Below are 25,864 nucleotides of genomic sequence, written 5' to 3'. Positions count from 1 at the left end.
TTACCGTAGGATAAATATAGTGTCTCAGCCTCCCAAACGCCCCCTCACGCTGCGCGACGTATCAGAGGCCTGTGGCGTCTCGGAGATGACGGTAAGCCGCGTTTTGCGCAAAAGCGGCGATGTTTCTGCAACAACGCGCGAACGCGTTCTCGCTGCAGCCAAAGAGCTTGGCTATGTGCCAAACCAGATCGCAGGGTCGCTTGCGTCCCAACGGGTCAATCTGGTGGCGGTTATCATTCCGTCCCTCAGCAACATGGTCTTCCCCGAAGTGCTTAACGGAATCAATGCGGCGTTTGATGACACACCGTTACAGCCTGTTGTTGGCGTGACCGATTACCGCCCCGAAAAAGAGGAGCAGGTCCTTTACGAAATGCTGTCTTGGCGTCCCTCGGGCGTTATCATTGCTGGTCTTGAACATTCAGAGGCGACGCGTGCGATGTTGCTTAACGCGGGCATTCCTGTGGTTGAGATTATGGATGTTGACGGAAATCCGGTGGATGCAGTTGTTGGCATTTCTCACCGTCAGGCGGGGCGCGATATGGCGCGGGCGATCCTGCGCGAAGGCTATGAGCGGATCGGTTTTCTGGGAACCAAGATGCCGCTGGACCACCGCGCACGCAAACGGTTCGAAGGCTTCACCGAAGCCTTGGCTAAAGAAGGGATCGAAATTGAAGACCGCGCCTTTTATTCCGGCGGCTCTGCGCTTCTGAAGGGGCGTGAGATGACGCAGGAAATGCTAGAGCGATCTCCCGATCTGGATTTCCTTTATTACTCTAATGATATGATTGGGGCCGGTGGCCTATTGCACTTGCTAGACAAAGGGATTGACGTTCCCGGACAGATTGGCCTTGCGGGGTTTAACGGGGTGGAATTGTTGGCAGGCCTTCCACGTCAGCTGGCAACGACAGATGCTTGCCGCCGCGAGATTGGCGTTGCAGCTGCAAAGATCATCTTAAACGCCTCCAGCTCCGATCCTGACCCTGACATGCCGACCAGCGTAACGATGAAGCCGACGCTATCCTTGGGAGATACCTTAAGCCGCCGCAGTCGCGGATGAGCCTGCCGCGCCTGCAGAATACTGCCGCGCGGCGGATATTTCTGGATCGGCACGCTCTGTTGGAGCCCCCCCAAGGCGCAGCCCATGGCTCTGATCTGCTCAAGTTGATTGAGCGGCTGGGCTTTGTGCAACTCGACAGCATCAATACTGTTGCGCGTGCGCATGACCTGATTCTGTTTGCCCGCAAACCTCGTTATCGCCCGCAACATCTCAAACAGCTTTACGAACGCGACAAAGATCTGTTCGAGCATTGGACCCACGACGCTGCAGTAATTCCGCTGCAGTTCTATCCACAGTGGCACATGCGGCGCACGCGCGACGCGGCAAAGCTGCGCAAGCAATGGCGCAACTGGCGGCGTGGCGGATTCGAAGAGCAGTTGCAAGCCGTGCTGGATCACATCCGTGATGCAGGTGCATGTGGCTCTTCAGATGTCGGCAGAGGGGAGGCCCGCGGCTCTGGCGGCTGGTGGGATTGGCACCCGTCAAAGACAGCGCTGGAATATCTGTGGCGCAGTGGTGCATTGCATGTGGTTGGCCGCGAGGGGTTTCAAAAACGCTACGATCTGACATCACGATCACTGGACACCGACCTCTGGTCTTCAGATGTCGCACCTACGGAGACAGAAACGATAGACTGGAGCTGTTCCGGTGCGCTGGACAGGCTCGGTTTTGCAACTTCCGGTGAAATCGCGGCGTTCTGGGGGCATGCCACCTCAGCCGAGGTCAAGGCATGGTGTGCAAACGCGCTGCAGAAAGGTGCGATAGAAGAGATCGAAATTGTCGGTGCCGATGGCAGCTTAAAGCGCGCTTTTGCGCGGCCCGGTATATTGGATGATCCCGCGGCCGATACTGTGGCCCCTGCCCGCTTACGTGTGCTTAGCCCTTTTGATCCTGCGTTGCGTGATCGCAAACGCGCCAACTTCCTGTTCGGCTTTGACTACAGGATCGAAGTTTTCGTGCCCGAAGCCAAACGCATTTTTGGCTACTACGTGTTTCCTTTACTGCAAGGTGAACGATTGGTCGGGCGCGTCGACATGAAGGCTTTTCGCGGGAAAGACACCTTGCGGGTTCGCGCACTCTGGCCAGAGCACGGGGTGCAGTGGGGAAAGGGCAGGCAATCTGCACTAGAGGCCGAACTGGACAGGATCAAGCGGCTTGCTGGTGTATCCGAGATCCGGTTTGAACCCGATTGGCTCAAACCGTCAATGCAGCACCAATTCGGTTAGCTCTGCCGCTGCTGCCTTCAGCCTTGGCAAAAAGGAAATCAGGTCTTCGACAGTCGTCCGCAGCGCCGGTGCTTGAATAGACAGGATCGATAACAGGCGATCCTGCTTGTCCTTTAGCGGCACAGCAATGGCGACCAATCCGTCCATGTATTCCTGATTATTAATCCCGTATCCGCGTTTGCGTGTCTGCGCGATTTCGGATGCCAGCGTTTCCGGGCAGGTCAACGTATGGCGCGTATGCTCCTCCAACGAGGCTGAGCGAACATACTTTTCAAACAAGCGCGGATTAAGCGAGCTGAGATAGAGCTTTCCAGAAGCGCTGCTATGGAAAGGCATCTTATTGCCCTGCGGAAGCTGAATCCTCAGCGGCCGGTGCGTTTCCGCTTGTTCAAGCCGGACCATAGCGTGCTTTTCCGGCACTATGATGGCACAAGACTCCCCCACATCGCGCGCCAATGCCTCAAGCACTGTTTTGCGCACCATCCGAACCTGTGAGGAAGAAAGAACCGATGCTGCAAAATTGCGCAGCCGCGGCGCCGGAGAGTAAGAGCGGCCATCAATGTTCCGCTGTAAGAAACCCTCTTCTTCCAGGGTATGAAATAGTCTGTGGATAGTAGGCTTTGGCAGGCCCAGAATTTCATTTGCAGCCGTTGGTGTCGTCGGTGTGCCGATGCGCGCCAGTTCTTCCAACAGTAAAAGCAATCTCAGGTTTGTCGGGATTGTCTTTTCTATCGGACTGGGATCACTTTTCATCGAGCACTATTTCCTAAATTCACAGATCAAAAATTAAAACTTTAGTAGGCAAGTCGTTACGATAAGCAGGAATCTAGGCAAAGCAACACGTTAGTATCGGTTTCATATCAATTTTAGGTTGCGTAAAAGCTTTGTTCTAATTTTCCGAAAAAACTCAATAATAATTGAGACTTTTAGTTTTAATACTGGGAGTTCCAGAAAAGCAGAGCGAACCACACCTTCAAATAGCACCAAAAGAAAACGAATATTTTCAACTTCCGGTAAACCAAGCGTAAGCATCTTCAACTATTCAGGTTTCATGCTTCGAATCGAAAGATATGGCCCCTTTCTTACCCATAGGACGTGCTGTCCCGAAGTCATCTCCACACCCAAATCAGACTACGCCCAATGCTATGATCTGAAAAGATTAAACAACGATTGAAGTCAGCCGATTTTTACTGTGTCGCGCAGGGCATTGCGTTTGTTGAGTTGCTCTGGTCTGTTCTCCGGACAGGAGACCCCAATGCACCGCTATGTTACACGCAGTGACGACTGATGGCCGACTTTTTTCGCCTTGTTTCCCGTCATGCGCGCGCTTGTCTTGTGATAGGATTGGCGACTGGTCTCTTGTTTCCAACGTTGGCCAAATGGCTGGCCCCTTGGCTACCTGTTATGGTGGCTGCTCTTCTGACGATCACGGCATTGCGCATCGGACACAGAGCGGCGCGTGGCGCCGTACGGGACCTGCGGTGGGGACTGACCGCCATTGCCTTGCTGCAACTCATCCTTCCACTTGCGTGCCTTGGCGTACTGCACGTGCTGGGACTGGCGCAGACACCCGCTGCATTTGCACTGGTTCTTGTTACTGCTGCGCCGGCAATTTCAGGCAGCACCAATCTGGCGCTTTTGTTGGGGTTGGATGCAGGGCGGATGATGCAAATCATGGTGTTAGGAACTGCGGTTTTTCCAATCACCGCGCTGCCCATCCTTTTACTATTTCCGCAAATGGGCACACCATCTGACGTGCTTTGCTCGGCTGGTTTGGTGCTGCTGGTAATCTTGGCGGCCACCGTAGCGGGATTTGCCCTGCGTGCTAAATTTTACCCAGCCCCATCAGCAGAACAGGTGCAGTCCCTCGACGGAGCGTCGGTGCTCGCTTTTTGTGTGATCGTGATCGCGCTAATGGCCCCCCTGAATGGCGCATTACGCACTGCTCCTTTGCAGGTGGTTCTTTGGGCTGTTCTTGCGTTCTCAATAAGCTATGGATTGCAGACGGCTACACTGCTGTCCCTGCGGAAAACACGATTGCATGCTGTTGCCGGTCCTTTGGCAATCGGGGCCGGCAATAGAAACGTCGCTCTTTTTCTGGTTGCCTTGCCGCCCGATGCATTGGCCCCTATTCTGATTTTCATAGGTTGCTGGCAGTTACCAATGTACCTAACTCCTATTCTACTCCCACCGCTCTACCGAAAGGCACTACATGATGGCTGAATTTCCGCGCATCAGGATTGTTGGTCTGTCGGGTTTGCTGATCCAGTTCGGCAATGAAATGAGCGAGCCAGCGAACCGTGCTGCAATCGCCTTTCGCGCGGCTGTTGAAGCACAAGTTTGGCCAGAGGTACGTGAAACATCGACATCACTTGTGTCCACGTTTGTCAGTGTTGATCTGGCAGCCAATGCCCCCCAAGAGCTGATTGAAAAGCTTCAAGCGCTTATCGGGACAACCGACTGGTTCAGCGCTCCCTTACCAGCAGGCCGTACTCTATGGGAGATCCCTACGCTCTATGGCACCGAGGCAGCACCGCAGCTAGAAGAGGCCGCTGAAGCTGCGGGAGTCTCCGCCGAGACTGCGATACAAGAGCTATCATCAGCGCGTGTGCGTGTCCTCACCATCGGCTTTGCCCCTGGTCAGCCCTATACCGGAGAGCTCCCCCCGCACTGGAACATTCCGCGCCAACAGGCGCTGACCAAATCTGTACCCGCTGGCGCGCTGGTGGTGGCAATTCGTCAGTTGATCATCTTCACCAATGCTTCCCCCACTGGCTGGCGTCACGTGGGGCAAACGGCGTTCCGCACCTTCCGGCCTGATCACACCACACCCTTTCCGCTTTCGCCCGGGGACGAACTACAGTTTCCATCGGTTACTGCGGCCGAGTATGAAGGCATCGTGCAAGGCGACACGTCCGGCAACGGCGGCGCGCAGCGGCAGGTGCTCGCATGAGCGGCGTTTTGGAAGTTCTGTCATGCGGTCCCGCCGTGACCGTGCAAGATATGGGGCGGACAGGGTACCTTGCGCAAGGTTTGACACAGGGCGGCGCCGCAGACCGGCTAGCGCTTTATGAAGGAGCAGCTTTGCTGGGTCAGCCTGCCAATCTGGCGGCGTTGGAAATGGTGGGCATGGGTGGCAGCTTTCGGGCCAGCGCGGATATGCGCATTGCTCTGACTGGTGCGCCGATGACTGCCACGCTGGATGATGCGCCCCTTGTCTGGAACGCAAGCCACCTTCTGACGGCAGGCGCTACGTTAAAGATCGGTGGCGCGCGCAGCGGGACATATGGCTATCTCCATGTTGGCGGGGGCATTGACACACCAGTGATGATGGGTGCACGCGGGGCCCATCTGAGCGCTGGACTGGGGGCTGCTCTTGTCGCTGGTGACACCCTCCCAACAGGCAAGGACAAAGGGTCGGAGACCGGCCTTACGCTACCTGTCGAAAACCGGTTTGATGGCGGGCGCATTCGCATCACGGCCTCGATGCAGACCGATCAATTTGACACTGGCACCCAAGAACGCTTTGCGCAGACCGCCTTTCGCCGCGACCCACGTGGCAACCGGATGGGCGTGCGCATGGATCACGATGGCGCCCCTTTCGTGGCGGCCGACCAACTGACCATCCTTTCGGACGTCATCGTCACCGGTGATATTCAGATCGCTGGTGACGGTGCCCCGTTCGTTCTGATGTGCGAATCCCAGACGACGGGCGGTTACCCCCGCATCGCCACAGTGCTTCCATCCGATCTGGGCCGTGTCGCACAAGCACCCGCCGGTGCGATCTTATCCTTTGAGTTTATAGCGTTGGAAGACGCCCGCACGATCGAGCAGAGAGCAGCCTCCAGCCGCGCAAGCCTTGCCGCGACAGTCGTGCCACTATTGCGTGACCCCGCCAGCATTCGTGATCTGCTATCCTATCAATTAATCAGCGGCGCGATCTCTGCCACCACTAACCACTTAACAATCGAGGAATGACCATGCGCGTAGACCTGAATGCAGATATGGGAGAAAGCTTTGGACCATGGCGCATGGGCGATGATGCTGCCCTTCTGCGCACAGTGACCTCTGCCAATATCGCCTGCGGTGGCCACGCTGGCGACGCCGACGTGATGTCAGCGACCATGACGCTGGCCCATACGAACGGTGTGGGCATCGGTGCGCATCCGGGGTTCATGGACTTGGCGGGTTTCGGGCGCAACCGGATGTCCGTCCCTCGCGCTACTTTGCAAAACCAGATCCGCTATCAGGTCGCCGCGAGCATCGGCATGGCGCGCAGCATCGGTGCAAAGGTGCGTCACCTCAAACTGCACGGCGCATTGTCAAACATGGCATCCGAAGATCCGGTGCTGGCCCGCGATCTCTATGAGGCCGCTCTGTCGGTTGATCCTGACCTTATCGTCATGATTCTTGCCGCAACGGCACATCAACAAGCGGTGGAAGAACTGGGATGTGGCTGGGCCGGAGAGATCTTCGCTGATCGCGCGTATAACGATGACGCGACTTTGGTAGACCGCAGCATTGAAGGTGCCGTTATCCATGACCCAGCCATCGCGGGCGCGCGAATGGTGGAAATGGTTAAGGCGCGTGCCATCATCACCGATAGCGGCAAACACATCCCCGCCTCTATTGATACAATCTGCCTGCACGGAGACACACCTACAGCGGTAGAGATCGCCCGGTCCGTTCGTTCAGCCCTTGAGAGTGCAGGCATCACTGTGCAGACGTTTGACAAACGATGAGCATGAGCAAAATACTACCCGTGTTATCTGCACTCCAAGTCTGACCGGGCGGTCACAAAGTCTCACAATTTGATGCCACCCATTTCAGCCACCCCTACAAAGCTGCGGTTCCATGTGGGGCTTATCAACACTTCATTCACGCAGACATGTGGCGGAGCTTCGGCGATATACCGGACCATTGCGCCCAAATCCTCAGCCGTAAGCATCTTTGCCATATCCTCTTTGGAGGGGGGCTTGGGGCGTGAGTTCATGATGGGCGTGGCAACCTCACCTGGCATCAACGCTGTACACCGAATGCCGTTTACGCCTTCATCCTGATTGATAGAATGGCTCAGCGCCACGACTGCGTGCTTAGAGGCACTATACGCCGGTCCTGTCAGGCGCGATGGATGACGGCCCGCCCAAGACGAGGTCAGGATAAGCGTTCCAGCCCCCTTCTCACGCATATGCGGTAGCACCGCGAGGACACCGTTCATCACACCGTTCAGATTCACATCAACCACTTTGGCAAAATCCATGGCAGTCACCGCGCCGACAGATCGGTTCGGGATGTTGATACCCGCATTTGCCATAAAAATATCGACACCGCCAAACCGCGCAGCCAGATCATCTGCGATTGCTTGCGTCGCTTCAGCGTTGACCACGTCAAGCTGTGCTGTTTCTGCCTTTCCACCAGCAGATTCGATCTCTGACATCACCCGCTGCAGTTCGTCTTCACGGCGACCGGACAGAACAACATAGGCGCCGCTCTGGGCCAATGCTTTTGCCGACGCTTCGCCGATGCCACCACCGGCACCCGTGATCCACGCAATCTTTCCCGCAAGCGTTCCCATATCAGCTCTCCCTGTTGCTATCATCTCAGGGGAAAGAAACTCACACAAACGGGTGTTTGTCCATCATGCGCAACCAGAGGCTCCAGCTGCCATAAGAAGTTTTGTGCCGCGGGTTTTGGCTGCTAACGTTCCATTCGGGATGGATCAATCGGGAGAACTATCATGAAACTGACAAAGATATGTGGCGGACTGGGCTTTCCAGAAGGGCCGATTGCCATGGCAGATGGTTCAATCATCCTTGTGGAAATCCGGCGAAAGACTTTATCCCGGGTGCATCCGGATGGCCGCATTGATGTCATCGCCGATCTTGGTGGCGGCCCTAACGGCGCAGCGATTGGTCCGGATGGCATGATCTACGTCTGTAATAATGGCGGATTCGTCTGGACCGAAACAGATGGCATTGCGCGCCCTATCGGCACCCCACCCGACTATGTAAGCGGCTCCATCCAACGCGTTGACCCTACAACTGGAAGCTTCGAAACGCTCTATGACAGCTGTGACGGCCAGCCGTTACGAGGCCCGAACGACATTGTCTTTGATGCCGAAGGGGGATTCTATTTCACTGATCTGGGCAAATCGACGTCAGAGTATGTCCACCACGGTGCCTTCTATTATGCCAAGCCAGATGGAAGCGACATCCGGCGTGTGCATGGCCCTATGATTACGCCCAACGGGATTGGACTGTCCCCTGACGGCAAGACTGTACACGTGGCTGAGACCCGAACTAGCCGCATCTGGAGCTATGATCTAATCGCGCCCGGTGAAATTGCCGCTTTGCCTTTCACGATGCCGGGACGGTTGACCGCAACGCTGCCCGACTATCAGCTGCTGGATAGCCTCGCCGTGCAAGCAGACGGGCAGATTTGCGTGGCAACATTGATGCGTGGGGGAATCAGCGTGGTGCCGACGGATGGCGGTCCTGTCACTTTCATCGAAGTTCCGGGAGATCCTTACACCACCAACATCTGTTTTGGCGGACCTGACATGCAGGACGCCTACATCACGGCTTCGGGTACGGGTTGCCTGTATCATGCACGTTGGCCATCGCCGGGGCTTCGACTCAGCTTTAATGGATAGATCACCAACGATACCATGCCCCGAAGGGCGTGGCTGATCGCCACCTTTTCAACGTCACTATATTTGAAAAAGTGGTGAGCCCTGTTGGGTTCGAACCAACGACCTACTGATTAAAAGTCAGTTGCTCTACCAACTGAGCTAAGGGCCCACTGACGCGGTGTTTAGAAAGCTCCACCGAAAGGGTCAACCCCATAAAGCACTAATTTTCATCGCACTGCTGGAATAAACGATACGCTCCCGCTATATGCCCATAATGACCAGAGCCACAGCCACTTCGTTACCCTTCATGAAAATGCACGGGCTCGGAAACGACTTCGTCGTTTTTGATGCGCGGACGCGTGATTTTCCGCTGTCAGAGGCACTTGTGCGGGCCATTGCGGACCGACACACGGGAATCGGCTTTGACCAGATTGCTGTTATCACTCAGGGAACGGGTGATGCGCATTTGACCTTTTATAATGCGGATGGATCTACGTCAGCGGCCTGCGGGAACGCGACTCGTTGCATTGCCCGCCACCTGATGGACGAAAGTGGCAAGGAGCAGTTGCACCTGACGACAGACCGTGGAGATTTGATCGCCCGCGACGCTGGCGAAGGGCTGACTTCGGTGAACATGGGGCACCCGCAAATGGCGTGGGATGAAATTCCGCTGACAAAGGCATTGGACACACTTTCTCTTCCAATTGACGGCGCACCGGTTGCGACAGGTATGGGGAACCCGCACTGCACCTTCTTTGTAGATGACGTCATGGCCGTTGATCTGGACGCCTTCGGCGCCACATACGAACACCACCCACTGTACCCCCAGAGGACCAATGTGCAGGTCGCGCAGGTTGTCGGGAAGGACCACATTCGCATGCGCGTATGGGAGCGGGGCGTGGGAATCACCCTAGCTTCCGGATCATCTTCCTGTGCCACAGCAGTCGCTGCGGCCCGTAGGGGCCTGACGGGGCGCACAGTGCGAATTGATCTTGACGGCGGTAGCCTTCAGATCGATTGGCGCGATGATGGCGTCTGGATGACCGGAGAAACGATGCATGTGGCCGACGGCACACTGACACGTCAATTCATCGAGAAGCATCAATGAGCGCGCCTGTATTCTCAAACCACGGGTGCCGCCTGAACCAGTATGAACTGGAGGCCATGAAAGAACTGGCCACTGATGCCGGTCTGCGCGATGCAGTGGTCGTCAACACCTGCGCTGTCACCGCGGAAGCGGTGCGCAAAGCGCGCCAGGATATCCGCAAACTGCGCAAAGCGAATCCCAACGCAAGGCTTATCGTGACGGGCTGCGCCGCCCAGACAGAGCCTGCGACCTTCACCGCCATGCCCGAAGTCGATGCCGTCATCGGGAATACAGAAAAAATGTTAGGCGCGACTTGGCAGGGGCTCGCTGCGGATTTTATTGGCGAGACAGAAGCGCTTCAGGTGGACGATATCATGTCCGTAACCGAAACAGCAGGCCATCTGATCGATGGCTTTGGGACGCGTAGCCGCGCCTATGTTCAGGTGCAAAACGGCTGCGATCACCGCTGTACTTTTTGCATCATCCCTTACGGTCGCGGCAATTCACGCTCCGTGCCTGCCGGTGTCGTGGTCGAGCAGATCAAACGGCTTGTCGGGAAAGGTTATAATGAAGTTGTGCTGACCGGCGTTGACCTCACCTCGTGGGGCGCTGACCTGCCGGCCACTCCGCGCTTGGGCGATCTGGTAATGCGGATTCTCAAGCTGGTGCCTGATTTGCCACGTCTGCGCATCAGCTCTATCGATTCGATCGAAGTGGATCAAAACCTGATGCAGGCCATCGCAACCGAACCACGGTTGATGCCGCATCTACACCTGTCGCTGCAACACGGCGACGATATGATTCTCAAACGGATGAAGCGCCGCCACTTGCGCGATGACGCGATCAACTTTTGCACCGAAGCCCGCAAGTTGCGGCCTGAGATGACTTTCGGTGCTGATATCATCGCTGGCTTCCCCACTGAAACAGACGCGATGTTTGAAAACTCACTCAAACTCGTGACAGAGTGCAACCTAACCTGGTTGCACGTCTTTCCCTATTCGGCCCGTGAAGGCACCCCAGCGGCACGCATGCCTGCTGTAAACGGGGCAACAATCAAAACGCGTGCGGCCCGGTTGCGCGCAGAGGGCGAAGCGCAAGTACACGCACATTTGTCAGCGCAGATTGGCCGAACCCATTCGGTGCTGATGGAGAACCCGCATATGGGCCGGACCGAACAATTTGCCGAGGTCAGGTTTGAGTCGCCACAAACCGAGGGCTCAATCGTACAAACACAAATTCAGGGGCAGACAGGCACCGGATTGCACGCGTAAGCTGAAACCTCCTCTAGTGCCGGGCTTAATCTCTTGACGACATCCCTATCTGACATCGGCTTTCTCGCGACGGCCTCTCCGGAATTACGCAATATGGTGTCCGCCCTCGCTGTGCGTCGCCGTCTGGCCGCTGGTGAAATATTATTTGAACAGGGTGATCAGGGCGATTCGCTTTTTGCTGTGATATCGGGCGAGCTCGAAGTCAGTGTCACATCAGCAGGGGGAAAAAAGCTCGGCCTCGATATGATGCATGCGGGCGAACTGCTGGGTGAAATCGCGTTTTTCGCACCCGGTCCGCGCACTGCAACGCTGACCGCGACCAAACCAACAGAAGTCTGGGGATTGAGAAACGAAGATGTGCATGATGCACTGCGCGCCCAGCCCGACCTCTACATTGATCTGATCGAGTTGGCAGGACTGCGCATGCGGTGGATGTCGACCCAGTATCACGAACAAGTCTTTATGGATGTGACAACGCGTTTGGCCCGAAAAATCCTGCATCTATCGGGCTCTAGTCCAAATGCACTGAACATGTCCCACGCCGATCTCGGGGCTTTTGTCGGCGCCACGCGCGAGACCGTCTCGAAGACGCTCTCGATGTGGAAACGTGAGGGCCTGATCCAGCTTGGGCGCAGCACAATCACAGTGGTTGATCCTGAGGGATTGAAAATGGTAGCCGACGCGGAAAATTTTTGACGCCAGTGTGATCTAATTCACAGACACATCGTGCAAACAGCGGGCATTATGGTTTCATAGAGAGACCGGCCCCTGAGGCAAAAGCGCTTTTATACTCGAAGCGTCTCACGGCCAGATAGAACGATGGGTTTTGGGCATGCGGCTAGGGGGGCTAAGCCTTCTGACCCGGGGCCTTGTGAAAGCAAGCGCCTCCCAACCATATTTAATATATTTATTATACGACACGCTGGCGGCCACATTTTTTGGTTTACGGCAGCTGCGTCCCTTCAGATTTAGCGATCTGGAGGGACGATTTTTTTGGATCTCATCTATTGAACGACGTTATCGCCCTAGAGCAAAAACCAAAAAGAAACGCCCGCAGGCAAAACCTGCGGGCGTTTGAATCTCACGCTTAAGAACTGGTCAGTCTTTACGTTTGACCGACGCCCAAAGACGCTTGTTTGTGAGGTACAGCAGAACTGACAGCAGGGTAAGGAAAACAACACCCGCAAAACCGGCTTGCTTACGCGCGCCCATCTTTGGTTCAGCCGTCCACATCAGGAACGCTGCAACATCCTCAGACATCGCTTCGAGGCTGTTATCGTGGCCGTCCTGAAACTCTACCGCTTCATCATAAAGCGGTGGTGCCATGGAAATCCAACCACCAGGGAAGTAGTGGTTTTCGTAGAAGGTTGTGCCGGCCTGCTCTTTTTCCTCACCAGTGTAACCGTGCATCAGGGCTGCGATGTACTCGGCGCCGCCTGTGCCTTTCATCAACTGGTTGATACCCAGACCGTAAGGGCCGTGGAACGCCGCGCGTTTCTTGGCCATCAGGGACAGGTCAGGTGCATTGGACAATGCCGACTGTGGAAAGTGATCAACAGGCGTCGCAGGACGGAAATCATCCAGTTCAGCGTCGAATACTTCAAACTGCTTTGAATACTCGATCACCTGATCTTCGGGCATGTGTGGACCGCCCTCATCACCGAGTGTGCGCAATGGCACAAACTTCAACCCGTGACAGGCCGAGCATACTTCGGTGTAGATTTGCAGACCGCGTTGCAGCTGGTTCACGTCATAGGAGCCGAAAGGACCATCAAACGAAAAGTCGATGTTGTCGATCTTGTGGCTGCTTTCCGCACCCGCTGCAAAGGCAGCAGGTGCAGTCAATGCCAATACGGCGGAGACGAGTGTTGCTTTAATAATGTTCATCTCAGTTACTCCGCTGGGTTCACGATTGTGGTCGTGCCGCCGACTTTTGGCGCATAGTGCGCGTCAAAGTCCGCTTCGATCGTTTCAGGCTCTGCCAACGGTTTCTCGATCACACCAAGCAGAGGTAGGATAACGAGGAAATAGGCGAACCAATATGTGGAAGCAATCAACGAGAAGCTCGCGTAGGGCTCTTCCGCTGGCATCGCACCCAGCCACATCAGGGCGAAGAAATCGACAACCAACAGCCAGAACCACCACTTGAACATCGGGCGATAGCGGCCAGAGCGGACGCGGCTTGTATCAAGCCATGGCACAGCGGCCATAACAGCGATCGCACCGAACATCGCAAGCACACCGAAGAATTTCGCATCCACGATACCGCCGGTCAGCGTCTCGGCAATGATCACGACCCACACTTCGGACGTGAAGGCACGCAGGATCGCGTAGAACGGTAGGAAGTACCATTCGGGCACGATGTGCGCTGGTGTCGCCAGCGGGTTCGCTTCGATGTAGTTGTCAGGGTGACCAAGGTAGTTCGGCATGAAACCGACGACTGCAAAAAATACTACCAGAATCACGGCCAGTGCGAACAGGTCCTTGATTACAAAGTAGGGCCAGAACGGCAGCGTGTCTTTCGCTGCATCTTCCTTGGACGTGCGGCGCACATCAACACCCGTAGGGTTGTTGTTGCCTGTCGTGTGGAAGGCCCAGATGTGCAGGATCACAAGACCGGCAATCACGAAGGGCAGCAGGTAATGCAGCGAGAAGAAGCGGTTCAATGTCGCGTTATCAACAGCAGGACCACCCAAAAGCAGTGTCTGGATCGGTTCACCAATCAACGGGATCGCCCCAAACAGGCCGGTGATAACGGTAGCGCCCCAGAAGGACATCTGCCCCCAAGGAAGCACATAGCCCATGAACGCGGTACCCATCATTAGCAGATAGATCAGCATGCCGATGATCCACGTGATTTCACGCGGCGCTTTATATGAACCATAGTACAGGCCGCGGAAGATGTGGGCGTACACGGCGATAAAGAACAAAGACGCACCGTTGGCGTGCATATACCGCAGCATGTAGCCGCCGTTCACGTTGCGCATGATGTGCTCGACCGAAGCGAACGCCTCATCGACGTGAGGCGTATAGTGCATGGCTAGCACGATGCCGGTCACGATTTGCAACGCAAGACAGAAGGTCAGAACGATGCCCCAAATCCACATCCAGTTCAGGTTCTTGGGTGTAGGGATCATCAACGTGTCATAGGCGAGGCCAACAACAGGCAGGCGGCTGTGCAGCCACTTTTCGCCGTTTGACTTCGGTTCGTAATGGTCGTGAGGAATTCCAGACATAAGTTGTTTCCTTTAACCGAGTTTCAATGTGGATTCGTCGAGGAATTCTGCGACGGGAACGGGAAGGTTCGTCGGCGCTGGCCCTTTACGGATTCGGCCAGCGGTATCGTAATGCGACCCGTGGCAAGGGCAGAACCAACCGTCGAAATCGCCGGCGTCACCAAGAGGCACACAACCAAGGTGCGTACACACACCCATCATGACCAGCCATTCGCCGGCTTCATCCATTGTGCGGTTCTCGTCGGTGGCAAGCGCGTCAGCGGCGATATTCTCGTTCTCGGCGTTTTGGTCCGGCAGATCGGACAGTTCAACCGCGCGACCCTTTTCAATATCTTCTTCTGTCCGGCGACGGATGAATACCGGCTTACCGAGCCATTTGACGGTCAACTGCGTGCCAGGCTCAACGCCACTGACATCGACGCGGATGGAGGACAGAGCCCGCACATCAGCAGAAGGGTTCATCTGGTTGACCAGCGGCCAAACAGCGGCACCTACAGCTACAGCGCCTGTACCTGCAGTAGCGTAATAGAGGAAATCCCTCCGGTTGCCTTCGATATCATCAGCTTGTGACACGTCGGTTTCTCCGTAATTGGGCCAATTGAGGCCAACAGGTATTAAGACGCACTTGTCCCAATGCGCCGGATATTGGTGCGGTATCTAACTTGCAGTATCGTTGTCGTCCAGATGGTTTAAACGCGCAAAGGGTCGCAGTGACCTAAAATAAACACTGAATTGATCCGCTTTAACGCTAATTACGCGGCAGGCGGCACTGTCGACTGCATTGATGGCCGCGATTCGAATGCCTTGAACCACGCCGCCAGTCCGTCATTTCCTTTGCGCCAACCGCGTGCGTCATGCCGGAAATCGACATAGGCCAGCCCACAGGCCACAGCGATCTGCCCCATGTCTAACGGACCGTTCAAATGGCTCATCCAGCGGGTATTAAGCGCAGAAACACTGCGCGCGATCTTATCCCACTGGCCATCAACCCATTCCGGCATCCGCTTGTCTTCGGGACGCAGGCGCGTCTCATAGGTCATCAATAGCGCCGCATCCAGAATACCATCCGCAGTCGCTTCTAGCGTCAATGTATCCCAACGCCGCGCCCCCGAAGGATAAAGCGTGTCTCCGCCGCGGGCATCAAGATAGGCTGTGATGACACGGCTATCATATAACGTCGGCCCATCGGGCCGTTCCAAAGCGGGCACTTTGGCCAATGGGTTTTTTGACAAAAGCGCAGGGTCCGCAGCGACAGGCGTTGTCGCGACATTGATCAGTTCAACATCGTCAAGCTGCCCCGTCTCTTCGAGAAGAATCATGACTTTGCGGACATAGGGCGATGTCGGAGCGTAATAGAGCTTCATGCGGGTAATCCTTTGCCAAGCGCTTTTGCCCACACTCTTTACCTGAACGGCCCTCAACGCAACCGCCTGTTAGGTGTGATCAAGATTCCGCATCATGGCCGCAAGGCTCTCTGCCTCGCTGCCGATGCCGTATTCTTCCATCTGCTCTGCGGCCGCCGTCCTTGCCGCCTCAGGCTTGTTTTGGCCCAACTTCCATGTCCCATCTACGCCTGTAATGGCGAACCGGAATGGCACGATCATACGCATCATCTTTTCCAGTACTTCAGGCGTCATCTTCTGCGTCGTCCATTGGGTTTTGGGAAGTAGCTGTGATTCATACGCGTCAGACTGTCGGTCCAGCATCTCTTGCATGGCTTCGTGTGGCAGCTGCTTCAACGTTCCGGTCAGATGCACCGCGACGTAGTTCCATGTTGGCACCTGATCCGGCAGGTCATACCAATCCGGGGAAACATAGCTGTCAGGGCCAGACACGATGATCTTGGCTGAATGCGGCCCCTCGCCCATACGCGCAATAGGATTAGAACGCACCAAGTGCAGATCAGCGCTGGTTGCGTCCTTATTCAATAAAAACGGTACATGGCTGACATGCGGCGCTCCGTCGGCTGCCACTGCCAACACGCCGAATGCCCGCTTCCGCGCAAAAGCAATATTGCGAGACACGCTCGCATCATGAAAAACCGGATTGGGATGCATCGGATGCTCCTGCGTAAATAGACAGATAAGCTATTGCAGAGGTTCGCCTTGCTTGGCAATCTGCACCTATTCTCAGGGCGGGGTGAAATTCCCCACCGGCGGTATGGAGGTCACCTCCGAGCCCGCGAGCGCACTGCGCCCCGTAACAGGGGAGTATTGGACAAGCAGATCCGGTGAGATGCCGGAGCCGACGGTTAAAGTCCGGATGGAAGAGAATGCAGGGTTTTGGACACATCTTCCGAGGTGCGACCAAAGGCTTGTGATCGCCTTGGGTGGACGTGTTTGAACCTGAAGGAGATCAATATGACAGACACCCCCGCCCGCTTCGCCTTTGTCAAAGCACAATGGCATGCAGATATCGTGGACCGCGCTTTGGAAGGCTTCGCCAACCTTATCGATTCCGCACAAATTGACGTCTTTGATGTGCCCGGCGCCTTCGAGATGCCGCTTAAGGCCCAGCAGCTCGCTAAGACTGGAAAATACGACGCGGTGATCTGCGCGGCCTTCGTCGTTGATGGCGGGATATACCGCCACGATTTCGTGGCCGCTGCGGTGGTCGACGGGTTGATGCGTGTTGGTCTGGATACTGGCGTGCCAGTGCTGTCGGTATCATTGACGCCGCACCATTATCACGAGACCGAGCACCACAATGCGATCTATCGCGCACATTTCGTCGAAAAGGGGCGCGAGGCTGCGCGCGCCGCTTTGACCATCGTGACACCAGCGGCTGCCTGATATTATTCTTGGCCTAGATAAGCACGCAACTCCGGCGGTGGATCATCCATCAAAGCTGCCGCCGGACGGGGCGCGTGGGCACGCCCTCCTTCGACAAATATGACCTCATCGGCAATGCGCCGCACATCCTCGGGTGAGTGGGTCACCATAACCAGCGCCGCACCCGTCTGCGCAGCCATCACACGTACTAAATCCAGCATTTCGTTGCGCAGTGCCGGTCCGAGCGCAGCAAAAGGCTCATCCAGCAGTACCAGTGGCCGCGCCTGCACCAACACACGGGCCAGTGCGACCCGGCTTTGCTGTCCTCCCGACAACGCGCCCGGCTTGGCCTGAAGATGATCCGACAGGTCCACCCGCGCCAACGCGTCCATCACCACGGTCTTCTCTGTTGCGCTGATCCGGCCATCTGGCCGCAGGCCAAGCGCGACGTTTTGCAAAACGCTGAGGTGAGGGAAAAGGTTATTGTCTTGAAACAGCATCGTCATGGGGCGTGCGCCGGGCGCTGCGGTAGTGATATCTGTCCCGTTCCAAAGCATGCGCCCCTTCGACAGAGGGATAAAACCACATAAAGCCGCCAGCAGCGTTGACTTGCCTGACCCAGATGGGCCAATCACCGCGTAATTCCGCGCTGGCTCCAAGGTGAAATCGGCGCTCAGTCGAAAATTGCCTTGGGTGATTTGCGCATTTTCAAGCTTCAGCACGCCAGCGCCCTCCTTTATCGCATATCCAGAATATCCCAAGGCTGAGCCCCAGTAACAGCAAGGCCGCACCCGCTGCGGCATCCATACGATACGCGCCCATTAACCGTACCATTTGCAAAGGCAGCGTCACCCGTTCTGGATCAGCAAACAGCGCAATAACGCCCAGATCGCCCATGGAAAGAGCACCGGTCAACCCTGCAGAAAAGCCGATTTGCGCGCGCAATCGAGGCAGCAACAACACCCGCCACAAAGCCCACCCGCGCAAGCCCAGCATCGCGCTTAGCCGACCATAGCGTTGCACTGTATCACGCATCGGCGGCACCAGAATTCGTAGGGCAAAGGGCAGCGCCATCATCGCATTGACCAAGACGGTCACAGGCAAGGCAAAATCAAAAGGGTCCGCATAAGGATTAATCACAATGAACCATCCGGTCCCGATCATCAGCGGAGATGCCGACAATCCCAGTAGACCCACCGCCTCAACGCCCCCTGCCCTTCGGCCAACAATCCAGCCTGCCATTGGCAATGCCAGCGCCAATAGAACAAAGATGCTTGCCACTGCGACAATAACGGAAATACCAGCAGCGTGGTAAACTGTCGGCGGCATTGACGGCAGCCCCATCAGCCCGCGCAGCACCACAGCAGCCAGAGGTACCAGCAAGAAAAGAGCGGCAACTGTGATCACAAAGCCATCGCCCAAACGCTGCATCCCCCCCCGCGCATCCCAACGCGGCATAACGCGGTCCAATCCACCGCCGACAGAAATCGACGGGACAAACCGCAAAGCGATAAGCGCCATACTACCGGCCAATACCAACTGGACCACCGACAGCAACGCCGCCCGCCCCAGATCGAAATCAAACCGGAAGGCCTGATAGATCGCCAGCTCAATCGTCGTCGCGCGCGGCCCGCCACCCAGCGTCAGTGCCACGGCAAAACTGGTGAGGCAGATTACAAAAACCAGCGCCAGCGCGCCGGGGATGACTTGGACCAGCATCGGCCATTCAACCGCACGAAACATTGATGAGGGCGTCAAACGCAGTTGTGCGGCCAGACGAAAGCGTTCTGACGGAATAGTCTGCCAGCCTTGCAACAAAAGCCGGGTTGCCAGCGGCATGTTAAAAAAGACATGCGCCAGCACGACTCCGTGGAACCCGTAGATCGAGACCGTCGGAAAGCCCAGAAATTCCAAGCCGACATTCAGCCAACCGCTCCGGCCAAAGACAGTCAGCAGTCCCAAAACCGCAACAATAACGGGCAATATAAATGGCGCGCCTAGAAGCGTGACCAGCGCCACACGCCCGGCAAACCGACGCCGGGCCAAAGCCCGCGCAACAGGCACCGCAAAGAGAACTGAAAGGAGCGCAGAGCACAACGCCTGCGTAACTGTAAAGCGGATCGCGGCCCAGTCTCCGGCGCCCAGTCCGGTGCCCGCCTCTGCACGGCTTAGCACAGCGATCAACGCCAAAAGGATCAGCGCCAGCACCAGAAATGCGGCGCTGATCCCAGTCTTACGGCTCAGAATGACCGGATTTATCGGGACAACGCTTTGAGCCACTCGGCCAAAGCTTCCTCACGGATTTCGGGCACTTCGTCCGCTGGTGTCAGCAGTGCTTTTGTCGGCACAGTCAACGTCTCAAAGCCCTCTGGCAAACCTGCAGCAGGGGTGACGGCAGGGTACATCCAGTTTGTTGTTGGCAAGATCGCTTGGGCGGCATCCGACACCATGAAATTCAGAAACTTTTCAGCCAGTTCTGGCTGATCGCTACCCGCAAGTGTTCCAACAACTTCGATCTGCATGTAGTGACCTTCATCGAATTCAGCAGCAGCCTTGCTGTCGTCTTCTTCAGCGATCAGGTGATAGGCAGGCGATGTTGTGTAGCTGAGAACCATGTCGGCCTCACCTTCCAGAAACAGGCCGTACGCCTCGGACCAGCCTTTGGTCACTGTAACCACGTTGTCTGCCAGTGCATCCCAGATTGCAGGTGCTTCGTCCCCATAGGCCGCTTTGACCCACATTAGCAGACCAAGACCCGGTGTTGAGGACCGAGGGTCTTGAATGACGATCTTCAGATCGCTGTCGCCCAGCGCCTTGAAGTTCGCCGGTGGTGTCAAATCCTTGTTGTGAACGAAGGCGAAGTATCCCCAGTCATAAGGTGCGAAAACCGTATCATTCCACTCCACGGGCAACGTGTACTCTGCGTTCACTGCTGTTTCAGTAAACAGACCCGTTTCTTTGGCCGCCGCGATCAGAGACGTATCAAGCCCCATCACCACATCCGCGTCCGAGCGTGCGCCTTCCAGCTTTAACCGGGCCAGCAAAGCCGCGCCATCACCCAAACCGACAAGCTTGAGATCGCAGGCGCATGCTTCTTCGAACGACTTTTCGATTGCGGGGCCAGGGCCCCAATCGGATGTAAAACTGTCATAGGTATAAACGATGAGTTCGGGTGTTTCAGCCCATGCCGCTGTGGCAGCAAGCGTTGCAGTCGCAAACGTGAGATACTTCATAGCATCCTCCAAATTGCGGCGTCAGAAAGCGTTGGATAGATTTCCAGACCTTCCCTCCGCCGGTGTTAACCGGTTCAGGTTCAACGGGTCCGTATCTACATACATCTCAGCCTATGGCCCCCCGAGGTGGGGCTACTGCTAAGTTGCCTCTTGCGTTTTAGCAAGTCAAAACCACTTGAGACACCGCCGCGCGACCGCTAAGGCAGGGGACAAAGGAGCACCACATGTCGATCAACAGCTTTGGCCATCTTTTCCGCGTGACCACTTGGGGCGAAAGCCACGGGCCGGCCTTGGGTGCCACCGTTGACGGCTGTCCTCCGGGCGTGACGATCACGCCGGAAATGATTCAGCACTGGCTCGACAAGCGCAAGCCGGGGCAGAACAAATACACCACCCAGCGCCGCGAAGCGGATGAGGTGCGGATTCTGTCCGGTGTGTTTGAGGGTGTCACCACAGGCACGCCGATCCAGCTGATGATCGAAAACACCGATCAACGCTCCAAAGATTACGGCGATATCAAAGAGAAATTCCGTCCGGGTCACGCCGATATCACCTACTTCCAGAAATACGGTATCCGTGACTATCGCGGCGGCGGCCGATCTTCAGCGCGCGAAACCGCGTCACGCGTGGCGGCAGGCGGCCTTGCACGCGAAGCGATCAAAGCTATCGCCCCGAATGTGGAAATCACCGGCTACATGGTCCAGATGGGCCCGCACCAGATTAACCGCGAAGCATTTGACTGGGACCAGATCGAACAGAACCCGTTCTGGGTGCCGGATGCTAAAGCTGCGACTGACTGGGCCGCTTATTTGGACGGGCTGCGCAAGTCAGGCTCGTCAGTGGGCGCGATCATTGAAGTCACCGCGCGGGGCGTCCCTGCGGGCATCGGCGCACCGGTTTACGGCAAGCTCGATACTGATCTGGCCGCCGCAATGATGAGCATCAATGCCGTCAAAGGTGTCGAGATTGGCGAAGGCATGTCAGCGGCCATGCTCACCGGAGAGTTGAACGCAGATGAAATTTCTATGGGGCCAGACGGTCAGCCATCTTACTCCTCCAACCACTCTGGTGGCATCCTTGGAGGGATCAGCACAGGCCAAGACATCGTCGTGCGCTTTGCGGTCAAGCCAACGTCATCCATCCTGACCACCCGCAAGACGATCACGAAATCAGGCGAAGATACCGAGATTATCACCAAAGGCCGCCACGATCCATGCGTGGGCATTCGCGCCGTTCCGGTGGGCGAAGCGATGATGGCTTGCGTCATTCTGGATCATTTGCTGCTGCACCGAGGCCAGGTTGGCGAAAACCGCGGCGTCATCGGCTAAGGGCACGAAACCACCAAAAACTCCGGCGTTTCAATCACCTGCTTGATCTTTGGCTTTTGAAGGCGCAAACAAAGTCATGCCTCAGGATATGACTCAGAACAGGCCGGGCACGGCCATTGCCCTTCGGCTGTCATCCCTCTTTTTATTCATGGTAATGGCAGCGCTTATCAAAGCCGCGTCCGAGACTGTCCCCCCCCCGCAGGCTGTCTTTTTTCGATCGTTCTTTGCGTTTCCGGTGATCCTGATCTGGCTCTGGCAAAAGCATGATCTGCGCCGGGGCCTGATTGCTCAAAACTTTATGGGTCACGTCTGGCGCGGTCTTTTCGGAACCACAGCGATGGCGCTTACCTTTGGCGGGCTTGGGCTACTGCCGCTGCCAGAAGTGACTGCAATCGGTTATGCGACACCCATGTTCACGGTTCTCTTCGCCGCGCTGCTATTGGGTGAGCGGGTGCGCCTGTTTCGCCTCTCTGCAGTAGCGCTTGGCCTGATTGGCGTGATGATTGTCTTGGCGCCGCGCCTGTCCCTCGACAGCGACGCCGTCACGCGCACAGCAACCATCGGCGCGCTTATGGTGGTGGGTGCCTCGATCCTGCGGGCGTTGGTCCAGATACATGTCAGAAAATTGGTTCAAACTGAGAACACTGCAGCAATTGTGTTCTACTTTTCGCTTACCGCGACATGCCTGTCCCTGCTGACCTACCCCTTGGGCGAATTGACGGGTTGGGCCGGGCTTGACTGGGTCACACCAAGCTGGCGTGTCACGGGCTTTATGATCTCTGCTGGCCTCATTGGCGGGGTTGCACAAATTCTGGTCACCTCTTCACTGCGTTTCGGGCCGGCCTCGATGCTGGCGCCTTTCGATTATTCATCAATGATCTTTGCCAGCTTCATTGGCTGGGTCGTTTTTGGAGAGCTTCCCACACCAGCAATTCTAAGCGGTGCGGCACTTGTTATTGCGGGCGGAGTCCTCATTATCTGGCGAGAACGGCAGTTGGGGCTGGACAGGAGCAAATCAAAAGCCAATGTGCCGCCCCAAGGAACCCCCGAATAACTGGAGACCCTCAATGACCGATAGCAACGACCACAAGCAAAAGATGCAAGAGCGTCAAGCAGAGCAGCGCAAGCGCGTTTCCGAGCTGCAAGACCCCGAAAAAGGTCTGGTGCTGGTGCACACTGGCGCTGGTAAAGGAAAATCCTCTTCCGCGTTCGGCGTGGTCGTGCGCGCCTTGGGTTGGAAACAGAAAGTCGGCGTCGTCCAGTTTATCAAAGGCAAATGGAAAACCGGCGAACGACAGTTTTTTGACCGGCTGGGCGAAGTGACGTGGCACACTATGGGCGAAGGTTTCACTTGGGACACCCAAGACAAGGAACGCGATATTGCAGCAGCACAAGCCGCATTCGCCAAGGGCCGCGAGATGATGGAAAGCGGTGACTACGACCTGATCGTCATGGACGAAATCAACATCGCGATGCGCTATGACTACCTGTCAGTGGAAGACGTGATTGCCGGCCTGAACGCCCGCGACAAACGTACTGGTGTTATTCTGACGGGCCGCGACGCCAAACCTGAACTGTGTGAATTTGCGGATCTTGTCACTGAAATGACCGAAGTAAAGCACCCGTTCAAAGCCGGGATCAAAGCCCAGCGCGGTGTCGATTTCTAAGAAAAGAGCGTGACGCAAAAGTCAGGCTTTACCTAGCAGATCACGCGCGATCCGCTCGAATATGGCGGAACCGATCGGGATTAGATCGTCGGCAAAATCGTAGTCGGGGTTATGAAGCGCGGCAAAATCCTCGCCTGGTCCAAGGCACAGCATTGCTGCCTTGGCACCCCACCCGAATACACCGAAATCCTCGGACGCCCGCATCGGAACGCCGGTGTCTCCGTGAGGTACGTTGATGGCATCCATCGCTGCTGCTGCGACATGATATGCTTTAGGGTGATTGATCGACGCCGCGAAATTGTCCTGAACATCAAACTCTACGCCCAGTTCGAATTCGTCAGCAACAGCGGTAGCAATCGAGCGTGCATCCGCTTCGATCTGCGCCATTCCTTTATCCATTGAAGTGCGCAGCGTTGCGTAAACCACTGCCTCTCCCGGTGCCACGCCAAAGGAAGGTTCTCCAATCCTTGTATGCGTGATTGTGACCAACCGGAAATCGTCGTCCAGCTTCCCCCCATGCCCGAGCGCATCAAGAGCCGGCAACAGCTTTGCAACCGCCAGTGCGGGTGAAACGCCATCTTCGGGATCCGCCGCATGGGCCGTCTTACCGACCAGCTTGATCAGCAAGCCGAGCGAAGCGCAGTTGATCAACCCGGGACATGTCGAAACATATCCGAACGGCCGTCCGGGTTCGATGTGGATAGCAAAGGCCCAATCGCCCTGAATGTCTTTATACGCCGGGTCAGCGACCACTGCTTTGGCACCACTGCCGTCTTCCTCTGCGGGTTGGAACATCAACACAACACGCCCCTTAGCAACCGGCTGCCGCGATATCATACGCCCCAGCGCAAGCAGCATTGTCATGTGACCGTCATGGCCGCACACATGGCTTTTCCCAGGTCTTTGTGACGCCCAGGGAATATTGTTGATCTCGGCGATTGGCAACGCATCAAGCTCGGCACGAAATAGAACGGTCGGCCCCTCAACGCCACTGTCGAAAACGGCGGCAACGCCGTGGCCACCAAGCCCCGTGATAATGCGGGTCGGGGCCAGTTGCTTTAGCGCGGAAGCGATAGTGCGGGCGGTCTCCACCTCTTCACCGGACAATTCGGGATTGCGATGCAGATCGCGTCGAAATGCGGTTAGCTCCATAAGGTCAAGATTTGTAAGCATGCTGCCCCCAATTGCTAAGTTCTGTATGGCGGCGGACCTGCCAAACGCTGATTATCAGGTCGAAGCGGAAAACCATATCAATATTCATCTCGGACGGTTCTGGCCCCGAACAGAGACGAAATGAAAAATTCCCGCAACGCGAGTACCTCGTGTTAGCGTGGCTCCACCGGCAGGGAGAATCGTCCCACAAGATGACAGCCCTGTCTAAAAGTGGAGGATTAAAATGCATTTTAGAAAAATTACTGCTCTTTGTCTCGGGCTCACGTTTGGCTCTGGGGCCGCTTTAGCTGATTGTAGTTCAACCAGCCAATGGGGTGCAGAGGATACGCTTGGATCTGCCAACCTTGTATCACCCGAACGAACGCTGGAAGCAGCCAAGTTGATTAAACAAGGCAAGTCTATGCCATTGGGTATCGCGATAGGCCCGAATACACCGGCATTCCCGCCACGCTCGCTTAGTCTGCAAATTGTGCAGCCCAATCAGCAGGGCGGCCAAAAACTGTCGGGTTTCGGATACGAAGGAAACTACAACGACGATATCTTGCAAACGTGGATTGGCATTGGATCCCAGTTGGATGGATTGGGACACCTTGGCGAAGGCGGACACTATTACAACTGTCTGGACGAGAAAGAGATCAGCGCGATCACGGGCCTGACAAAGCTGGGCACACATGCGGTGCCACCACTGGTCGGTCGCGCGGTAATTCTGGATATGGCCGCGCATGCTGGCGTTGAAGTAATGGCTGCTGGCCAGCATTTCGGATCAGAAGATATCAAAGCAGCCGCAGAAGCGCAGAACGTGACCATGGGTGAAGGTGACATCATCCTGTTTCACACCGGTTGGACCGAAGGAATGCTGGAAAGCGACCCCGCAGCGTGGGGCGGAACCGAGCCGGGCCTGAACAACGAGGGCGCCGTCTACATCGCCTCACTCAACCCGATGGCCGTTGGTGCAGATACATGGGGCTTAGAGCCAATCCCCGCACCGCAAGGAGACAAAGTTTTCTACGGGCACGTCACCCTGCTGAAGGAAAACGGTATCTACATTCTGGAAACGATGAACGTTGGTCCCTTGCTGCGCGAAGGCGTGAACGAATTCATGTTCGTTCTGGGACAGCCCCGGATCGTTGGCACAGTACAAGCCATGATCAATCCGGTTGCGTTGTATTAGATAAAGGGTTTGC

26 protein-coding genes, 1 tRNA gene and 2 riboswitches are annotated in these 25,864 nt (G+C 56.1%); of the genes, 15 read left to right on the top strand and 12 right to left on the bottom strand.

From position 1 onward, the window contains the following. Positions 1–19: 19 nt before the first annotated feature. Positions 20–1,057, top strand: coding sequence for a LacI family DNA-binding transcriptional regulator (locus tag K3757_RS01160; protein ID WP_259998512.1), 1,038 nt, complete (start codon positions 20–22; stop codon positions 1,055–1,057). Beyond that, positions 1,054–2,283: a winged helix-turn-helix domain-containing protein gene (locus K3757_RS01155; protein ID WP_259998510.1), complete on the top strand. Its 1,230-nt coding sequence runs from the start codon at positions 1,054–1,056 to the stop codon at positions 2,281–2,283. The genes K3757_RS01160 and K3757_RS01155 overlap by 4 nt, the downstream gene beginning before the upstream one ends. Here the strand turns inward: K3757_RS01155 and K3757_RS01150 are convergent. Then, a complete protein-coding gene (locus K3757_RS01150) occupies positions 2,260–3,036 on the bottom strand; it encodes an IclR family transcriptional regulator (RefSeq protein WP_259998508.1) in 777 nt (258 codons plus the stop codon). The genes K3757_RS01155 and K3757_RS01150 overlap by 24 nt on opposite strands. A gap of 534 nt (positions 3,037–3,570) precedes the next feature. Between K3757_RS01150 and K3757_RS01145 the strand changes: the two genes are divergently transcribed. The 4 genes from K3757_RS01145 to K3757_RS01130 are packed head-to-tail and all read left to right on the top strand — an operon-like array spanning position 3,571 to position 7,025. Further along, positions 3,571–4,506 (top strand): hypothetical protein, encoded by a 936-nt coding sequence (locus tag K3757_RS01145; RefSeq protein ID WP_259998506.1) that lies wholly within the window; start codon positions 3,571–3,573, stop codon positions 4,504–4,506. Next, positions 4,499–5,236 carry an allophanate hydrolase subunit 1 gene (locus K3757_RS01140; RefSeq protein ID WP_259998504.1) on the top strand — a complete coding sequence of 246 codons (738 nt, stop codon included), beginning with the start codon at positions 4,499–4,501 and terminating at the stop codon, positions 5,234–5,236. Before K3757_RS01145 ends, K3757_RS01140 begins: the two co-directional genes overlap by 8 nt. After that, positions 5,233–6,261 carry a biotin-dependent carboxyltransferase family protein gene (locus K3757_RS01135; protein ID WP_259998502.1) on the top strand — a complete coding sequence of 343 codons (1,029 nt, stop codon included), beginning with the start codon at positions 5,233–5,235 and terminating at the stop codon, positions 6,259–6,261. The genes K3757_RS01140 and K3757_RS01135 overlap by 4 nt, the downstream gene beginning before the upstream one ends. Continuing rightward, entirely contained in the window at positions 6,258–7,025 is a 768-nt protein-coding gene (locus tag K3757_RS01130; RefSeq protein WP_259998500.1) for a LamB/YcsF family protein, read from the top strand. Before K3757_RS01135 ends, K3757_RS01130 begins: the two co-directional genes overlap by 4 nt. Positions 7,026–7,087: 62 nt before the next feature. Here K3757_RS01130 and K3757_RS01125 read toward each other — a convergent pair whose 3' ends face one another. After that, positions 7,088–7,858: an SDR family oxidoreductase gene (locus K3757_RS01125; protein WP_259998498.1), complete on the bottom strand. Its 771-nt coding sequence runs from the start codon at positions 7,856–7,858 to the stop codon at positions 7,088–7,090. A gap of 162 nt (positions 7,859–8,020) precedes the next feature. Between K3757_RS01125 and K3757_RS01120 the strand changes: the two genes are divergently transcribed. Continuing rightward, positions 8,021–8,935 carry an SMP-30/gluconolactonase/LRE family protein gene (locus K3757_RS01120; protein ID WP_259998497.1) on the top strand — a complete coding sequence of 305 codons (915 nt, stop codon included), beginning with the start codon at positions 8,021–8,023 and terminating at the stop codon, positions 8,933–8,935. Between the two features lie 72 nt (positions 8,936–9,007). On the opposite strand, the gene K3757_RS01115 is transcribed toward K3757_RS01120, so the two are convergent. After that, positions 9,008–9,083: transfer RNA gene (locus K3757_RS01115), tRNA-Lys, on the bottom strand. A gap of 96 nt (positions 9,084–9,179) precedes the next feature. Here K3757_RS01115 and dapF point away from each other — a divergent pair. From dapF to K3757_RS01100, 3 genes are read left to right on the top strand one after another with little or no spacing between them, the layout of a single operon-like run. Then, complete coding sequence (dapF, locus tag K3757_RS01110; RefSeq protein ID WP_259998496.1) at positions 9,180–10,022, top strand: diaminopimelate epimerase; 843 nt, start codon at positions 9,180–9,182, stop codon at positions 10,020–10,022. Beyond that, entirely contained in the window at positions 10,019–11,272 is a 1,254-nt protein-coding gene (gene mtaB, locus K3757_RS01105) for a tRNA (N(6)-L-threonylcarbamoyladenosine(37)-C(2))-methylthiotransferase MtaB (protein WP_259998495.1), read from the top strand. The genes dapF and mtaB overlap by 4 nt, the downstream gene beginning before the upstream one ends. A gap of 33 nt (positions 11,273–11,305) precedes the next feature. Further along, positions 11,306–11,968, top strand: a complete 663-nt coding sequence (locus K3757_RS01100) for a Crp/Fnr family transcriptional regulator (RefSeq protein ID WP_259998492.1) — start codon at positions 11,306–11,308, stop codon at positions 11,966–11,968. Positions 11,969–12,370: 402 nt separating this feature from the next. Here K3757_RS01100 and K3757_RS01095 read toward each other — a convergent pair whose 3' ends face one another. The 5 genes from K3757_RS01095 to K3757_RS01075 all read right to left on the bottom strand — a co-directional run bounded on the left by K3757_RS01095 (position 12,371) and on the right by K3757_RS01075 (position 16,565). Then, positions 12,371–13,159, bottom strand: coding sequence for a cytochrome c1 (locus K3757_RS01095; protein WP_259998490.1), 789 nt, complete (start codon positions 13,157–13,159; stop codon positions 12,371–12,373). Positions 13,160–13,164: 5 nt separating this feature from the next. Further along, positions 13,165–14,508 carry a cytochrome b gene (gene petB / locus K3757_RS01090; RefSeq protein ID WP_259998488.1) on the bottom strand — a complete coding sequence of 448 codons (1,344 nt, stop codon included), beginning with the start codon at positions 14,506–14,508 and terminating at the stop codon, positions 13,165–13,167. 12 nt (positions 14,509–14,520) lie between these two features. Next, positions 14,521–15,081 (bottom strand): ubiquinol-cytochrome c reductase iron-sulfur subunit, encoded by a 561-nt coding sequence (gene petA / locus K3757_RS01085; protein ID WP_259998486.1) that lies wholly within the window; start codon positions 15,079–15,081, stop codon positions 14,521–14,523. Between the two features lie 179 nt (positions 15,082–15,260). After that, complete coding sequence (locus K3757_RS01080) at positions 15,261–15,872, bottom strand: glutathione S-transferase (protein WP_259998484.1); 612 nt, start codon at positions 15,870–15,872, stop codon at positions 15,261–15,263. A 69-nt stretch (positions 15,873–15,941) separates the two neighbouring features. Continuing rightward, the gene (locus tag K3757_RS01075; protein ID WP_259998482.1) at positions 15,942–16,565 is read right to left on the bottom strand and encodes an FMN-binding negative transcriptional regulator; all 624 of its coding nucleotides are present in this window, start codon (positions 16,563–16,565) and stop codon (positions 15,942–15,944) included. Positions 16,566–16,629: 64 nt separating this feature from the next. Continuing rightward, positions 16,630–16,786, top strand: a riboswitch (FMN riboswitch). A gap of 82 nt (positions 16,787–16,868) precedes the next feature. Here K3757_RS01075 and K3757_RS01070 point away from each other — a divergent pair. Further along, positions 16,869–17,300 (top strand): 6,7-dimethyl-8-ribityllumazine synthase, encoded by a 432-nt coding sequence (locus tag K3757_RS01070; protein WP_259998480.1) that lies wholly within the window; start codon positions 16,869–16,871, stop codon positions 17,298–17,300. A 2-nt stretch (positions 17,301–17,302) separates the two neighbouring features. Here K3757_RS01070 and K3757_RS01065 read toward each other — a convergent pair whose 3' ends face one another. Genes K3757_RS01065 through thiB form a run of 3 tightly spaced genes read right to left on the bottom strand, consistent with a single transcriptional unit; the run spans position 17,303 to position 20,512 of the window. Beyond that, entirely contained in the window at positions 17,303–18,001 is a 699-nt protein-coding gene (locus K3757_RS01065) for an ATP-binding cassette domain-containing protein (RefSeq protein ID WP_259998477.1), read from the bottom strand. Then, on the bottom strand, positions 17,988–19,559 hold the full coding sequence (locus K3757_RS01060; protein WP_409202564.1) for a thiamine/thiamine pyrophosphate ABC transporter permease ThiP: 1,572 nt from the start codon (positions 19,557–19,559) through the stop codon (positions 17,988–17,990). The genes K3757_RS01065 and K3757_RS01060 overlap by 14 nt, the downstream gene beginning before the upstream one ends. Then, positions 19,535–20,512: a thiamine ABC transporter substrate binding subunit gene (thiB, locus tag K3757_RS01055; RefSeq protein ID WP_259998475.1), complete on the bottom strand. Its 978-nt coding sequence runs from the start codon at positions 20,510–20,512 to the stop codon at positions 19,535–19,537. Before thiB ends, K3757_RS01060 begins: the two co-directional genes overlap by 25 nt. A gap of 34 nt (positions 20,513–20,546) precedes the next feature. Further along, positions 20,547–20,646, bottom strand: a riboswitch (TPP riboswitch). 90 nt (positions 20,647–20,736) lie between these two features. Between thiB and aroC the strand changes: the two genes are divergently transcribed. The 3 genes from aroC (at position 20,737) to cobO (ending at position 23,507) form a co-directional block, all read left to right on the top strand. Then, positions 20,737–21,840: a chorismate synthase gene (gene aroC / locus K3757_RS01050; RefSeq protein WP_259998473.1), complete on the top strand. Its 1,104-nt coding sequence runs from the start codon at positions 20,737–20,739 to the stop codon at positions 21,838–21,840. Between the two features lie 76 nt (positions 21,841–21,916). Then, complete coding sequence (locus tag K3757_RS01045; protein ID WP_259998471.1) at positions 21,917–22,894, top strand: DMT family transporter; 978 nt, start codon at positions 21,917–21,919, stop codon at positions 22,892–22,894. Between the two features lie 13 nt (positions 22,895–22,907). Next, positions 22,908–23,507 carry a cob(I)yrinic acid a,c-diamide adenosyltransferase gene (cobO, locus tag K3757_RS01040; protein ID WP_259998469.1) on the top strand — a complete coding sequence of 200 codons (600 nt, stop codon included), beginning with the start codon at positions 22,908–22,910 and terminating at the stop codon, positions 23,505–23,507. A gap of 21 nt (positions 23,508–23,528) precedes the next feature. On the opposite strand, the gene K3757_RS01035 is transcribed toward cobO, so the two are convergent. Next, positions 23,529–24,680: an amidohydrolase gene (locus K3757_RS01035; protein ID WP_259998467.1), complete on the bottom strand. Its 1,152-nt coding sequence runs from the start codon at positions 24,678–24,680 to the stop codon at positions 23,529–23,531. Positions 24,681–24,903: 223 nt separating this feature from the next. Here K3757_RS01035 and K3757_RS01030 point away from each other — a divergent pair, with 223 nt between their 5' ends. Beyond that, positions 24,904–25,851: a cyclase family protein gene (locus tag K3757_RS01030; protein ID WP_259998465.1), complete on the top strand. Its 948-nt coding sequence runs from the start codon at positions 24,904–24,906 to the stop codon at positions 25,849–25,851. Positions 25,852–25,864: the final 13 nt, after the last annotated feature.

Source organism: Sulfitobacter sp. S223, from assembly GCF_025143825.1.
Taxonomy (GTDB): domain Bacteria; phylum Pseudomonadota; class Alphaproteobacteria; order Rhodobacterales; family Rhodobacteraceae; genus Sulfitobacter.
The sequence above is the reverse complement of the archived record's forward strand: the minus strand, read 5'-3'. Positions and strand labels throughout refer to the sequence as shown.